A 13,536-nucleotide genomic window follows, 5' to 3' on the forward strand; every position below is an offset into this window, starting at 1 on the left:
CGGCCGCTCTTCCGCCTCCCTCTTCGGGGATCGGACCAGAGTGGGCCGGAGGTATGTCGGTCGAAGCCGGAAGATTAAACAGCTAAGCTGCTGTTCTTGCTTCCGTTTCTGCCGCCAGCGCCGCGCTTCGTTCAGCGCCCCGCCGTCGGTGGACCGGGTTATAGGCGCCCTCCCCCAAAACTGGCAAGCGGTTTTTTCGCCGCCTCGGCATTTTTTCGGGTGCGTCGTTTTTTGTGGGCGCAGCCGGTGGCGCGATCCGTAGAGTGGCGCATCGTTTCGTTGCGAGCGCAGGATCATGCGGAGCTTCCGTCTTCTCCACACCGCCGACTGGCATCTCGGCCAGACTCTGCACGGCATTCCCCGCGATGCCGAGCATGAGCGTTTCCTCGACTGGCTGATCGACCGCATCGGCGAGCATGATGTGGACGCGCTCGTCATCGCCGGCGATGTGTTCGACGGGCAGAACCCGCCGATCCCCGCGCTTGCCATGTTCTACCGTTTCGTCGCGCGGGCCAAGGCTCTGCACCCGCGGCTGGACATTGTAGTGGTCGCCGGAAACCATGACAGCGCCAGCCGGCTGGAGGCCCCGTCGCCGTTGATGACGGAGATGGGCGTGCGTGTGATCGGCACCCTGCCCTCCTCCGCCGACGGAATGTTCGACCCGTCGCCGCTGATCGTGCCGCTGCGCGATGCCGATGGCGCCGTCGCGGCCCGTTGCGTCGCCATGCCCTACCTGCGGCCATCCGATCTGCCGCCTATCGAGGAGGCGGAGGACCTCGATCCGCTGATCGAGGGCGTGCGGCGGCTCTATACGCAGGCCTGGACCGGCGGCCGTGATCGTTGCCGCCCGGGAGAGGCGCTGATCCTCACCGGTCACTGCTACATGCGCGGCGGCGCCTTGTCGGAACTCAGCGAACGCAAGATCCTGGGCGGCAACCTTCATGCCCTGCCAGTCGATATATTCCCGGAAGACGCGGCCTATGTCGCGCTGGGCCATCTGCACCGGGCGCAGGCGGTGGGCGGACGTCAAGAGGTGCGCTATAGCGGCTCACCCATTCCGCTCGCGCTGGACGAGGAGCCTTACCCGCATCAGGTGATCCTGGCCGAGTTCGCGGCGGGTCGTTTGGTCGGACATGAGGCCTTACGCGTACCGCGCCATGTGACGATCCATCGAGTCGCCGAGGCAAGTCCGGAAGCAGCGCTGGAGCGGCTGAAACGGCTGCACCTGGACGGTGCCCTGCCCCGCGACGCCTGGCCCTTCCTGGAGGTGACGGTCACTCTGCCGGAACCACGCCCCGCCCTGCGCGACGAAGTCGAGGCGGTGCTGGCTGGCCGGCCGGTGCGGCTGCTGAAGCTGGGGGTGCGGCTGACCGGCAGCGGGCAGACGCTGGCGGACAGCGCGCCGCCGGTCGATCTGGCCTCGCTGGAGCCGGAAGAGGTGTTCCGGCGCCTCTACCGCCGCAGCCACGAAGGCGACCCCGACCCGGACCTGATGACGGCCTTCCATGAGTTGCTGACCGGCGTTCAGGAGACGATGTGATGCGGATTCTCGCGGTTCGCGGCGCGAACCTGACCAGCCTGGACGGCCCCTTTGCCATCGATTTCGACCGGGAACCGCTGCGGCGGGCCGGCTTGTTCGCCATCACCGGGCCGACCGGCGCCGGCAAGAGCACGATCCTGGATGCCTTGTGCCTTGCCCTGTTCGACAGCATGCCGCGGCTGCCGGAAGGGCGCGGCGAGATGCTGGGACCGGAGGGCGATCCCAACAGCATCCGGACCACCGACGTGCGCACCGTCTTGCGGCGGGGTGCCGGATTCGGCTGGGCGGAGGTGGATTTCGTCGGGATCGACGGCGACGCCTATCGTGCGCGCTGGGAGGTGCGAAGGGCGCGGCAGAAGGCGCAGGGGGCCTTGCAGCAGCAGAGCATGTCGCTGAGCAGCCTGGACGGCGAGCGGCGCTTCGGCGACGGCAAGAAGAGCGTGCTGGAGGAGATCGAACGGCGGCTCGGCCTGACCTTCGAGCAGTTCCGGCGCGCGGTCCTGCTGGCCCAAGGCGATTTCGCCACCTTCCTGAAGGCGCCGCCGCGCGAGCGGTCCGCCCTGCTGGAGTTGCTGACGGGAACGGAGATTTACTCCCGGCTGTCCGTCGCAACGCATGAGCGGGCGAATGCGGAGAAGCAGACGCTCGACACGCTGACGGCCCAGGGCGGCGGCATCGGGGTGCTGAACGACGACGACCGCGCCGCCTTGCAGAATGAGGCCGGCGAGGCGGCGGAAGCGGTAAGGACTGGCGAGAGGGCGCTTGCCCTCGTCCAGGCGGCGCTCGCCTGGCATGAGCGCGACGGTCAACTCGCGGTGGCCGAGGGCAAGGCGGTCGAGGCGGCCGAAGCGGCCGAGCGGGTATGGGTCGAGGCGGAGGGACGGCGTGAGGCGGCTGCCCGGCTGCGCGGGCTTCAACCGCTGCGGCCATTGCTGGTCGATGCCGACCGGGCAAGCGGCGAAGCGACCGAAGCGACCGCGGCCGTGGGGCGCGCGACAGAGGCCTGGGAGGCGGCGCGGCTGGCGGTGGAGGAAGCCGCCGCCCGTCATGGCGAGTCCCGGCGGCGCTTCGAAGCCGCTTGCGCGGAGCAAGCCAAGGCGGAACCGGACCTTGAACGCGCGGCCGACCTGGATGGACGAATCACGGCGCTGACGAGCGAACAGGGAACTGCCGAGACGGCGGCAAAGGCGGCGGCGCAGCGGAGCGGCACGGCGCGGAAGGCGGTGCAGGACATCGACACCGCCCTGTCGGCGGCACGCAACGATACCGCGCGGCTTGAGGTCTGGCTACGGGATCAGACGACCTTCGCCGTGGTCGCGAACCAGTGGGAGCGCTGGGACAGGCTGCTGGGACGCGCCATCGCCGATGGTCGAGCCTGGGAGGCCGCGAACCGCGAGCGTCAGCGGCTGGAACGGGAGCTTGCCTCGACGGAAGCCGCTGCGGAAGGCATGGAAGTCAGGCTCGCCGAGGCGCGGGAGCGCTGCCGTACGGCTGAGCAGAGGCTGGAGACTTTGCGGAGCGAGCCGGCGCCGTCGCTCGACGAGGCAAGGCAGGCACGCGGCGAGGCCGGCCGGCGACGGGATGGGTTGCTGGCGCTGCTCGCCACCGGCGAGGCCCGCCAACGGCTTGCGACCGAGCGTGAAACGGCCGAACGGGACCGCCTGCAGCGGCTGGGCGAGGCGGAACGTGACGGCACGGCGGCGCGCGAGCTTGCGGAAAGCCGGGCCGGGCAACGCGCAGCGGTCGAGGAGGCGGAACAGACCCTGCAACGGCTGCTGCTGGCCCAGCGCGAGGATGTGGAAAGCCTGCGCGGAAGGCTGGTGGAGGGCGAGGCCTGCCCGGTCTGCGGATCGGTCGACCATCCCTGGACAGGCGCCGGCGAGACGCCGCTCGGACGGGTAACGCAGGACCAGGAGCGGCACCTTGCCGGATTGCGCGAGATCCTGGCCGTAATGGTCGCCCGCCACGCGGCGCTGGATGCGGCGGAACGGGCGGTGCGCAAGGAGGCCGATGGGCTGACGGCACGGCTGGCCGCTCTGGCGCGGGAGGCCGAAGGGCTCCAGCTCCGTTGGGCAGATCAGACGGCGGCGGTCGGGTGGGATGTTGAGGACGGAACGCTCGCTGACATCCGTCAGGCGGTGGAAGCGGTGGACCGGCGGCTTGCGGCCATTGCGACCGACGAGGAACAGGCGCTCGACCATCGCCGGCGGGTGGATGCGGCACAGCAGGAGCATCGGCGGCTGGAGACCACGGCGGCCGGGCTGGCAACGGAATGCGAAGCGACCCGGCAGCGGCTGGCGGACGGACGGCAGGCCTTGGCGCTCGCGGTGGCCGCACTCGAGCGGACCGAGGCCGACCGGCAATCCGCCCTGGCGGAGTTGGCTGAAGGGCTGGCCGGAGAAGCCGAATGGCGGTCTCGGCTGGAGCGGGAGCCGGAGGACTACCGGGCCGGATTGGCGGCACGGGTCGCCGAATATCGGAAAAAGACTGACGCGCTGGCCCGTGCCAACCGCGAGGTCGAGCGGGCGAGCGGCGAGCGGGCGGTGCAGACCGCCGAATTGGACGCCGCACTGCGGGCGGAGGAGGAGGCGCGCGGGCGGGCCGCCGATCTGGCCGCGCGGTTGGCGGAGGCGCGGACGGCGCGCGGTGCTCTGCTGGGCGGGCGGGCGGTGGCGTTGGTGCGCAAGCTGCTGGCCGGCGAGCGGCACGAGGCCGAAGCACTGGTGGAGAAGGCCACCTTTGCGCGGCAGGATGCCATCGCCCGCCTGTCGGCAGCGGAGCAGGAACGGGAGACCCGCGGCGAGGCCGCCCGGCTGTGCGCCCACAAGGCGATGGTGGCCGGGGAGCGGCTGGAACGGGCGGCGGCAGAGCGGGGTATCGGGCTGGAAGAGGTCCGACGGCTGCTGGCGGCGGCCGAAAGCGAACTGGAGGCGGAAGAACTGGCGCTGGCGGTGCTGGAGCGGGCGCGTGGCGATACGGCGCTGGTGGTTGCCGAACGGCGCCGTCAGCGAGCTGAGCATCATGCGGCGGGCGGGCCGGCCCTGAGCGTCGACGAGGCAGCGGCGGCGGCAGAGAGCACCCGCGCGGTGCTGGAGCAGGACCGCGACCGGCTGGGCTCTGCGCGCGGGCGATTGGAGGCCGACGACGCCAACCGCCAAAGGCTGGCCGGGCTGCGGGTGGCGATCGAGGCACAACAGGCACGCTGTGCCCTGTGGGGCAAGATGGCGCAGCTGATCGGCTCGGCGAATGGGCAGAAGATGCGCAACTTCGCCCAGAGCCTGAGCCTGGACCTGCTGCTGACCCATGCCAACCGGCATTTGGAGGATCTTGCCCGCCGCTATCGGCTGGAACGGGTGGCGGGGGCCGATCTGGAAATTCAGGTGGTCGACCGCGAGATGGGCGACGAACGGCGAGGCGTGCACAGCCTTTCGGGCGGCGAGCTGTTCCTGGTGTCGCTTGCCCTGGCGCTCGGGCTGTCCGCGATGGCGGCGGGAACCTCCGGCGGGATCGGCACGCTGTTCATCGACGAGGGATTCGGCACGCTCGACCCCGATAGCCTGGACGTGGCGCTGTCGTGTCTGGAAGCCTTGCAGGCGGGCGGGCGTCAGGTGGGGGTGATCAGCCACGTTCCGGCGATGGTCGAGCGCATCGGCACGCAAATCCGCGTGATGCCGCTGGGCGGCGGACGCAGCTGCGTGACGGTGCAGTCGGTAACGGGGACGGCGCTGGGGGTGGCGATGGAGGAGGTGGAAGGGGTTTGAGGGGAGTGGTTGCGGCGGTTGCCCCCACCTAACCTCCCCCGCTCTCAGCGGACCTACGGTCCGCCTGCCGCGTCAGCACAAAGCACAGCTTTGTGCGAGAGCTGGGCGGGGGAGGGACTGCCGCCGCTCTTCCAATCAAGCACTTATTCCCTCCCCCCCAGCGGGGGAGGGTTAGGGTGGGGGCAACCGCACCGAGAGCTCCGCCCCTCAACGCCCCCGCTTCGCCAGGAACGCCAGCCGTTCCAGCGTGTGCACGTCCTGCTCGTTCTTCAGCAGCGCGCCGCACAGCGGCGGGATCAGCGTGCGGGCATCCTTGGCGCGCAGGGTCTCGGGATCAACGTCCTCGACCATCAGCAGCTTGATCCAGTCCAGCAGTTCCGACGTGGACGGCTTCTTCTTCAGCCCCGGAACCTCGCGCAGGTCGTAGAACAGGTTCAGCGCCTCGCGCAGCAGCGCGGCTTTCAGGCCGGGGTAATGGACATCGACGATGCGCTCCATCGTCTCGCGGTCGGGGAAGCGGATGTAGTGGAAGAAGCAGCGGCGCAGAAAGGCGTCCGGCAGCTCCTTCTCGTTGTTGGAGGTGATGATGACGATGGGGCGCTTGGCCGCCGTGATCGTCTGGCGGGTCTCGTACACATGAAATTCCATGCGGTCGAGTTCCAGCAGCAGGTCGTTGGGGAACTCGATGTCGGCCTTGTCGATCTCGTCGATCAGCAGGACCGGAGACTCCGGCGCCTCGAAGGCTTCCCACAGCTTGCCGCGGACGATGTAGTTGGCGATGTCGTGGACCTTCGCCTCGCCCAGTTGGCTGTCGCGCAGACGACTGACCGCGTCGTATTCATACAGTCCCTGCTGCGCCTTGGTGGTCGACTTCACATGCCAGGACAGCAGCGGCTTGTTCAGAGCGCGGGCGATCTCCACCGCCAGCACGGTCTTGCCGGTGCCGGGTTCCCCCTTCACCAGAAGCGGCCGTTCCAGCGTGATGGCGGCGTTGACCGCCACCATCAGGTCGTCGGTGGCGACATAGCGGTCGGTGCCGGTGAAGCGCATGGGCCTGCTCCCTCAATCGACGATGTTTCAGTCCACGATAAACAGGGTGGCGCCGATTCCGGTCGAGGACCGATGCGGGTGGTCGCCGAAATCCGACACCTGATAGCTCATGCCGGCGGTCAGGACGAAGCGGCGGCCGTCCTTCAACTCGGTGATCAGTTCACCGCTGACCACGAACAGCACATGGCCGCGGTCGCACCAATGGTCGGCCAGATAGCCCGGCGTGTATTCGACCATCCGCACCCGCAATTCGCCGGCCCGGAAGCTGCGCCACAGCGCCTTGCCGGTTTCGCCCGGATGTTCGGTGACCGGGACAGCGGCCCAGTCGGTCACGGTGAAGGGAAGAGTCGGGAGTTCCATCGCCGGACCTCGACAAAAACGGCATGAACAGAAAAACGGCCCCCGGAGCGAACCGGGGGCCGGGTGTCGATGGGATCAGGAGGCCTTCTTGGCCGCGATCGCCTTTTCGATGGCCTCGATCGCAGCAGGGGCCAGCGAGGCGTCGGGACCGCCGGCCTGGGCCATGTCCGGCCGGCCGCCGCCGCCCTTGCCGCCCAGCGCCTCGGCGCCGACGCGGACCAGATCGACCGCGCTCAAGGTGCCGGTCAGGTCGTCGGTCACGCCGATGACGATGGACGCCTTGCCCTCGTTCGACGCGATCAGCACCACGACGCCGGAGCCGACCTGCTTCTTCAGCTCGTCGGCCATCGGCTTCAGGTCCTTGGCCGGCAGGCCTTCGACCACGCGGGCGGCGAACTTCACGCCGGCGACGTCCTTGGCCTCGTTGCCGCCCTCGGCCTTGGCTCCGCCACTCATGGCGACCTGCCGGCGCAGTTCGGCCAGTTCGCGCTCCATCTTGCGGCGTTCCTCGACCAGGACCGCCACACGGGCCGGGACCTCGTCGGGCTTCACCTTCAGGACGCTCGCCGCTTCGGTCAGCAGATGGTCGCGCTCGGACAGCCACGCCTTGGCGCCGGTGCCGGTCAGCGCCTCGATGCGGCGGACACCGGCGGCGACGGCGCCTTCGGAGACGATCTTGAACACGCCGATGTCGCCGGTGCGGCGGACATGGGTGCCGCCGCACAGCTCGATGGAGTAGTCGCGGTCGAGTTCACCATGCGGGCCGCCCATGGAGACCACGCGGACCTCGTCGCCGTACTTCTCGCCGAACAGGGCCATTGCGCCCTGGGCGCGGGCCTCGTCCGGGGACATCAGGCGGGTGATGACCTCGCTGTTGCCCAGCACGCGGCGGTTCACCTCGTCCTCGACGGCGGCGATGTCGGCGGCGGAGAGGCCGGTCGGCTGGCTGATGTCGAAGCGCAGGCGCTCCGGCGCGACCAAAGAGCCCTTCTGGGTGACATGTTCGCCGAGCCGATGGCGCAAAGCCTCGTGCAGCAGGTGGGTGGCGGAGTGGTTGGCGCGGATGGCGGAGCGGCGCTCGCTGTCCACGCGCAGTTCCACCACGTCGCCGACCTTGAGCGTGCCCTTGGTGACGGTGCCGACATGGGCCCACACCGCGCCCAGCTTTTTCAGCGTATCCGAAACCGCGACCTCGGCCCCATTGGCGGAGAAGATCACGCCGGCATCGCCGACCTGACCGCCCGATTCGCCGTAGAAGGGCGTCTGGTTGACGACGACCAGCACCTGATCGCCGATGTTGGCGGCCTGGACGCGGGCGTCGCCCTTGACGATGGCGGTCACCTTGCCCTCGGCCACCTCGGTGTCGTAGCCGAAGAACTCGGTGGCGCCCAGGTCGTCCTTGATCTCGTACCACAGCTTCTCGGTGCCGACCTCGCCCGACCCGGCCCAGGATTCGCGGGCCTTGCGGCGCTGCTCGTCCATCGCCGCCTTGAAGCCGGCCTCGTCGACGCCACGTCCCTGGCCGCGCAGAACGTCCTGCGTCAGGTCGAGTGGGAAGCCGTAGGTGTCGTACAGCTTGAAGGCGACGTCGCCGGCCAGCGGCTGGCCCTCGCCGAGATGGCCGACCTCGTCCTCCAGCAGGCGCAGGCCGCGCTCCAGCGTCTGCTTGAAGCGGGTCTCTTCCAGCTTCAGCGTCTCGACGATCAGGGCGCGGGCGCGGTTCAGCTCCGGATAGGCGTCGCCCATCTGCTGGATCAGCGCCGGGACCAGACGGTGCATCAGCGGTTCGCGCGCGCCGATCATGTGGGCGTGGCGCATGGCCCGGCGCATGATGCGGCGCAGCACATAGCCGCGGCCCTCGTTCGACGGCAGGACGCCGTCGGCGATCAGGAAGGAGGTGGAGCGCAGATGGTCGGCGATGACGCGGTGCGACACGGCATGCGCGCCGTCAGGCGCGGTCTTCGTCGCCTCGGCCGACGCCATGATCAGCGCCCGCATCAGGTCGATGTCGTAGTTGTCGTGCTTGCCCTGCAGGACGGCGGCCAGACGCTCCAGCCCCATCCCGGTGTCGATCGACGGCTTGGGCAGCGGCACCAGATTGTCCGGACCCAGCTGTTCATATTGCATGAACACGAGGTTCCAGATCTCGATGAAGCGGTCGCCGTCCTGGTCGGCGCTGCCCGGCGGGCCGCCGGCGATGGACGGGCCGTGGTCGAAGAAGATCTCGGAGCACGGGCCGCAGGGGCCGGTGTCGCCCATGCGCCAGAAATTGTCGTCGGTCGGGATGCGGATGATGCGGTCGTCCGACAGGCCGGCGACCTTGCGCCAGATCGCCGCCGCGTCCTCGTCGGAGGTGTGTACCGTCACCAGCAGCTTGTCGGCCGGAAGGCCGTATTCCTTGGTGATCAGGTTCCAGGCGAACGCGATGGCGTCGTCCTTGAAATAATCGCCGAAGGAGAAGTTGCCCAGCATCTCGAAGAAGGTGTGATGCCGCGCGGTGTAGCCGACATTGTCCAGGTCGTTGTGCTTGCCGCCGGCGCGCACGCATTTCTGCGACGTGACCGCGCGCTTGTAGGGCCGCGTCTCGGCACCGGTGAAGACGTTCTTGAACTGGACCATGCCGGCGTTGGTGAACATCAGCGTCGGGTCGTTGCGCGGCACGAGCGGCGACGAGTCGACCTTCTGATGGCCCTGCTTGGCGAAGAAATCCAGGAACGTGCGACGGATGTCGTTGGCGGTCTGCATACGGTCAAGGCTCCGGGTGCGCGGCTAAGGCCTTCCATTGGCCGAACCGTGCTTTTAGCGCGAGATTGGCGGCATGTCCACGGCGGACGGATTATTACCCTGCGTCACAACGGACAAGAGACCGTGGGCTTATTCAGCCTCTGCCGCGGCCCGTGCCTTTTCGATGCGACGGCCGATGATGATGGCGATCTCGTACAGCCCGATCAGCGGAACCGCCAGGCTGACCTGGCTGATGACGTCCGGCGGGGTCAGGATCGCCGCGGCGACGAAGGCGCCGACGATGGCATAGCGCCGCTTCGACGCCAGCGCGTCGGTGCTGACGATGCCGACGCGCACCAGCAGGGTCAGCAGGACCGGCAGCTGGAAGGCGATCCCGAAGGCGAAGATCAGCGACATCACCAGATGCAGGTATTCGCCGACGCGCGCCTCGAACTCGATGGGCAGGGCGTTGCCGTCGCCGCCGGGATGGAACTCGAAGCCCAGGAAGAAGCGCCAGGCCATTGGGAAGATGAAGTAATAGACAATGGCAGCGCCGGTCAGGAACATCACCGGCGTTGCCACCAGGAACGGCAGGAACGCCTTGCGCTCGTGCTTGTACAGGCCCGGCGCCACGAACATCCAGATCTGGCTGGCGATGATCGGGAAGGAGATGAAGCAGCCGGCCCAGAATGCCACCTTCACATAGGTGAAGAAGGCTTCCGTCAGGCCGGTGTAGATCATCCGGCGGCCCTGCCCCGCCAGCAGGTCGGCCAGCGGTTGGACCAGGAAATTGTAGATCCGGTCCGACACGGCATAGCACAGCAGAAAGGCGATCAGGATGGCGCCGACCGACCACATCAGCCGGTTCCGCAGTTCGATCAGATGATCGATCAGCGGCATCTTGCTTTCTTCGAGTTCGTCCTGATGCGTTTCGCCGGTCATGGTCCGTCTTCGACCTTAGGTCTGCTTATCGGTGGACTGGGCGGAGGCCACTTCGGCCGGCTGGGCTGCCGGTTGAGTGGCCGGCTGCACCGGCGCGGACTGCACCGGAGACGGCTGAGTGGTGATCGGCGACGGGGCGGCGGAGGGCGCCACGCTGTCGGCAACTGCGGGGGGAGCCGCCGGCGCCTGGGGCAGGTCCGGTTCCGGGGTGCTGCCGGCATGGCCGTTCAGCCCCACGTCGAAGCCCTTGGGATCGAATGCCTTCCCCATCTCCCCCTTCGGGTCGATGGTGTCCTCCATCATCTTCTTGATGTTCAGGTCGCGGGTCTTCAGGGCTTCCTTGCGAAGCTCGTCCAACTCGGTCTCCCGCATCATGTCGTCGATGTGGGTCTGGAATTCGCGCGCGACGCCTCTCGCCTTACGCACCCATTTGCCGAGCGTGAAGATCGCCTTGGGCAGATCCTTGGGCCCGATGACCACAAGGGCGATGACGGCGATCACCATCAGTTCGGACCAAGCGATGTCGAACATGTTCTTCCGGCTTCACGAATGCGGTGGACAGGATGGCGCGCGAACGGAACACACGAGGGACCCCGCGCGCCCGCCGGTCAGTTGCGGACCGCTTCGTCCTTTTTGGCCGCGGTTTCGGCCGTGTTGGCCGGCTGGTTCGGGATGACCTTGGCATTGGCGCCGGAAGCGGCGTCATCGCTGTCGTCCTGCAGGCCCGCCTTGAAGGACTTCACACCCTTGGCGAGATCGCCCATCACCTTCGGCAACTTTCCAGCGCCGAACAGGAGAAGAACGATCAGTAGAACGATGATCCAGTGCCAGATGCTGAAAGAACCCATGGCGCGCCTATCACGTTTGAACGGCCTTTGCGGCGGGCCGGCACTATGGCAGAAAGGCCATTGGGCCGCAACGTTCGCCCCACCATCCTTAACCGGTTGTCATTGAGGTTTCACGGGAATTCGCGCGGACCCGCCCGAAAAACGCGGCCCTGCTCAGGACTCCACGTCGCCGTCGTCGCCGGTCGCGGCCAAGCCGCCGTCGTCCCCGGTGGTCCCGAGCCCCATAAGCACCGGACGGCTGTCCAGCAGACCGGCGGCGCGCAGATCATCGACGCTGGGCAGGTCGCGCAGGCTTTCCAGACCGAAATGGTCGAGGAAATGGTCGGTGGAGATCCAGGTCAACGGCCGGCCCGGCGTCTCGCGCCGCTTGCCCGGCCGGATCCAGCCATGCTCCATCAGCAGGTCCAGCGTGCCCTTGCTGGTCGCCACGCCGCGGATGGATTCGATCTCCCCCCTGGTCACCGGCTGGTGATAGGCGATGATCGCCAGGGTTTCGATGGCCGCGCGCGACAGCTTGCGCGACACCTCCTCCTCCCGGCGCAACTCGGGCGCCAGATCGACCGCGGTGCGGAAGGCCCAGCCGCCGCCGGTGCGCACCAGATTGACGCCGCGCGGGGCGTAATGGGCGCGCAGTTCCTCCAGCAGCAGGCCGACCTCCGGCCCGACGCGGCCGGCCAGCGTCTCCTCGTCCAGCGGTTCGGCCGAGGCGAACAGCAGCGCTTCCAGCAGGCGCAGCCGGCCGATGCGGGCCTCCGCCTCCTGGGCGTCGGTGACTTCCTTGATCATGGTCCTCAAGAATCCGATGGGTCCGCGGGCATGTCGCCGGCTTGGCGTCCGCGGACATAAAGCGGGGCGAAGGCGCCCTCCTGGCGCAGTTCCACACGGCCGGCCTTCGCCAGTTCCAGCGTCGCCGCGAAATGGGCGGCCAAAGCGGAGCGGGTCAGCAGCCCGCCGCCCTCCCCACCCGGCAGGAAGCTGGCCAGCGTCGCCCAATCCGGCATGCGGCCGAGCAGAGCGGTCAGGCGCTGCACCGCCTCCTCCATGGAATAGAGGCGGACCGGGGCGATGTGCAGGACGCCGGCCTCCTTGCGGGCGCGCTGCTGGCCATAGGCGCGCAGCAGGTCGAACAGCGTGACCTCATAGACCGACTTGCGGCGCAGGTCCAAATCCTCCGGCGCGCCGCGGGGGTGGACGTCGATCCCCAGCCGAGGGCGGGCGAACAGCTTGGCCGCAACGCCCTTCATCGCCTCCAGCCGCTGCAACTGAAAGGCCAGTGCCGCGGCCATGTCCTCGCCGGACGGCTCCTCCCCCTCGGGTTCGGGCAGCAGCAGGCGCGACTTCAGGTAGGCCAGCCACGCCGCCATCACCAGATAGTCGGCCGCCAGTTCCAGCCGCACCTTCCGCGCCTCCGCCACGAAGGCGAGGTACTGGTCGGCCAGTTCCAGGATGGAGATGCGCGTCAGGTCGACCTTCTGGTCGCGACCCAGCGCCAGCAGCATGTCGAGCGGCCCCTCGAAGCCGTCCAGAACCAGCAGCAGCTGTTCGGACGGCGACGCCTCCGCGGACGCGGCGGTATCGGCCGTAAGCTCGGCCAGCACTTCGGCCATTGGAAAGCCTTCAGTCGTTGCCGGTCAGGATGCGGATGAAGTCGATCACCGCATCCACCGGCGGGCCCAGGACCCAATGCATGACGCTCAGATCCATGCCGAACTGGCGCCCCAGCATCGGCAGCAGGAAGAAGGCCGCCATCAGGATCAGCAGCCCGAAGCGCTCCAGCTTGGCCAACGGCACCGCCAGCACGTCCGGCAGGATGCCGACCGCCACGCGCCCGCCGTCCAGCGGCGGCAGCGGTATCAGGTTGAAGACCATCAGGATGACGTTGACCAGCACCGACACCTCGGCGGCGGACCGAATCCACAGCTCCGCCAGACTGTTTTCCGGGTTGACCAGCCGCCAGATCACCGCCGACGCGACCGCCAGCAGGAAGTTGGTCCCCGGTCCGGCCAGCGCCACCCACACCATGTCGCGGCGGGGATGGTCGAGCCGGGCAAAGTTCACCGGCACCGGCTTGGCCCAGCCGAAGACGAAGCCGGTGGTGAAGTACATCAGCGCCGGCAGCAGGACCGTGCCGAACGGATCGATGTGGCGGATCGGGTTGAAGGTGACCCGCCCCAGCCGATAGGCGGTGTCGTCGCCCAGCCTCCAGGCGACGAAGCCGTGCGCCGCCTCGTGCAAGGTGATGGCGATGATGGCCGGCAGGGCCACGGCCGTCACCTGGAAGATCCATTCCTCCATCGTCCGCTCCCGTCCG

The 13,536-nt window shown here is 68.4% G+C and carries 11 protein-coding genes; 2 read left to right on the forward strand and 9 right to left on the reverse strand.

Annotated elements, in window-relative coordinates:
* Positions 1 to 295: 295 nt before the first annotated feature.
* Both J2Y49_RS25595 and J2Y49_RS25600 read left to right on the forward strand, forming a co-directional pair.
* Entirely contained in the window at positions 296 to 1,540 is a 1,245-nt protein-coding gene (locus tag J2Y49_RS25595; protein WP_310118008.1) for an exonuclease SbcCD subunit D C-terminal domain-containing protein, read from the forward strand.
* Positions 1,540 to 5,301: an AAA family ATPase gene (locus J2Y49_RS25600; RefSeq protein WP_310118010.1), complete on the forward strand. Its 3,762-nt coding sequence runs from the start codon at positions 1,540 to 1,542 to the stop codon at positions 5,299 to 5,301. The genes J2Y49_RS25595 and J2Y49_RS25600 overlap by 1 nt, the downstream gene beginning before the upstream one ends.
* Before the next feature lie 207 nt (positions 5,302 to 5,508).
* Here J2Y49_RS25600 and J2Y49_RS25605 read toward each other — a convergent pair whose 3' ends face one another.
* The 9 genes from J2Y49_RS25605 to J2Y49_RS25645 form a co-directional block, all read right to left on the reverse strand.
* Positions 5,509 to 6,351 carry a MoxR family ATPase gene (locus J2Y49_RS25605; protein ID WP_310118013.1) on the reverse strand — a complete coding sequence of 281 codons (843 nt, stop codon included), beginning with the start codon at positions 6,349 to 6,351 and terminating at the stop codon, positions 5,509 to 5,511.
* Positions 6,352 to 6,378: 27 nt separating this feature from the next.
* The gene (locus J2Y49_RS25610) at positions 6,379 to 6,711 is read right to left on the reverse strand and encodes a DHCW motif cupin fold protein (protein ID WP_310118014.1); all 333 of its coding nucleotides are present in this window, start codon (positions 6,709 to 6,711) and stop codon (positions 6,379 to 6,381) included.
* Between the two features lie 75 nt (positions 6,712 to 6,786).
* A complete protein-coding gene (gene alaS, locus J2Y49_RS25615) occupies positions 6,787 to 9,456 on the reverse strand; it encodes an alanine--tRNA ligase (protein WP_310118017.1) in 2,670 nt (889 codons plus the stop codon).
* A 129-nt stretch (positions 9,457 to 9,585) separates the two neighbouring features.
* On the reverse strand, positions 9,586 to 10,377 hold the full coding sequence (tatC, locus tag J2Y49_RS25620) for a twin-arginine translocase subunit TatC (RefSeq protein ID WP_310118019.1): 792 nt from the start codon (positions 10,375 to 10,377) through the stop codon (positions 9,586 to 9,588).
* 15 nt (positions 10,378 to 10,392) lie between these two features.
* On the reverse strand, positions 10,393 to 10,908 hold the full coding sequence (tatB, locus tag J2Y49_RS25625; RefSeq protein ID WP_310118020.1) for a Sec-independent protein translocase protein TatB: 516 nt from the start codon (positions 10,906 to 10,908) through the stop codon (positions 10,393 to 10,395).
* 77 nt (positions 10,909 to 10,985) lie between these two features.
* The gene (locus tag J2Y49_RS25630) at positions 10,986 to 11,225 is read right to left on the reverse strand and encodes a twin-arginine translocase TatA/TatE family subunit (RefSeq protein WP_310118021.1); all 240 of its coding nucleotides are present in this window, start codon (positions 11,223 to 11,225) and stop codon (positions 10,986 to 10,988) included.
* A gap of 153 nt (positions 11,226 to 11,378) precedes the next feature.
* Positions 11,379 to 12,011 (reverse strand): SMC-Scp complex subunit ScpB, encoded by a 633-nt coding sequence (gene scpB, locus J2Y49_RS25635; RefSeq protein ID WP_310118022.1) that lies wholly within the window; start codon positions 12,009 to 12,011, stop codon positions 11,379 to 11,381.
* Positions 12,012 to 12,016: 5 nt separating this feature from the next.
* The gene (locus tag J2Y49_RS25640) at positions 12,017 to 12,832 is read right to left on the reverse strand and encodes a ScpA family protein (RefSeq protein WP_310118023.1); all 816 of its coding nucleotides are present in this window, start codon (positions 12,830 to 12,832) and stop codon (positions 12,017 to 12,019) included.
* A gap of 10 nt (positions 12,833 to 12,842) precedes the next feature.
* Complete coding sequence (locus J2Y49_RS25645; protein WP_310118024.1) at positions 12,843 to 13,520, reverse strand: site-2 protease family protein; 678 nt, start codon at positions 13,518 to 13,520, stop codon at positions 12,843 to 12,845.
* Positions 13,521 to 13,536: the final 16 nt, after the last annotated feature.

This window comes from Azospirillum sp. BE72, assembly GCF_031455875.1.
Lineage (GTDB): Bacteria > Pseudomonadota > Alphaproteobacteria > Azospirillales > Azospirillaceae > Azospirillum.

Coding starts and splice junctions, on each gene's coding strand:
- J2Y49_RS25600 (WP_310118010.1), top strand. CDS start 1,540: ATGCGGATTCTCGCGGTTCGCGGCGCGAACCTGACCAGCCTGGACGGC.
- J2Y49_RS25595 (WP_310118008.1), top strand. CDS start 296: ATGCGGAGCTTCCGTCTTCTCCACACCGCCGACTGGCATCTCGGCCAG.
- J2Y49_RS25640 (WP_310118023.1), bottom strand. CDS start 12,832: ATGGCCGAAGTGCTGGCCGAGCTTACGGCCGATACCGCCGCGTCCGCG.
- alaS (WP_310118017.1), bottom strand. CDS start 9,456: ATGCAGACCGCCAACGACATCCGTCGCACGTTCCTGGATTTCTTCGCC.
- J2Y49_RS25630 (WP_310118021.1), bottom strand. CDS start 11,225: ATGGGTTCTTTCAGCATCTGGCACTGGATCATCGTTCTACTGATCGTT.
- J2Y49_RS25610 (WP_310118014.1), bottom strand. CDS start 6,711: ATGGAACTCCCGACTCTTCCCTTCACCGTGACCGACTGGGCCGCTGTC.
- tatC (WP_310118019.1), bottom strand. CDS start 10,377: ATGACCGGCGAAACGCATCAGGACGAACTCGAAGAAAGCAAGATGCCG.
- tatB (WP_310118020.1), bottom strand. CDS start 10,908: ATGTTCGACATCGCTTGGTCCGAACTGATGGTGATCGCCGTCATCGCC.
- J2Y49_RS25645 (WP_310118024.1), bottom strand. CDS start 13,520: ATGGAGGAATGGATCTTCCAGGTGACGGCCGTGGCCCTGCCGGCCATC.
- J2Y49_RS25605 (WP_310118013.1), bottom strand. CDS start 6,351: ATGCGCTTCACCGGCACCGACCGCTATGTCGCCACCGACGACCTGATG.
- scpB (WP_310118022.1), bottom strand. CDS start 12,011: ATGATCAAGGAAGTCACCGACGCCCAGGAGGCGGAGGCCCGCATCGGC.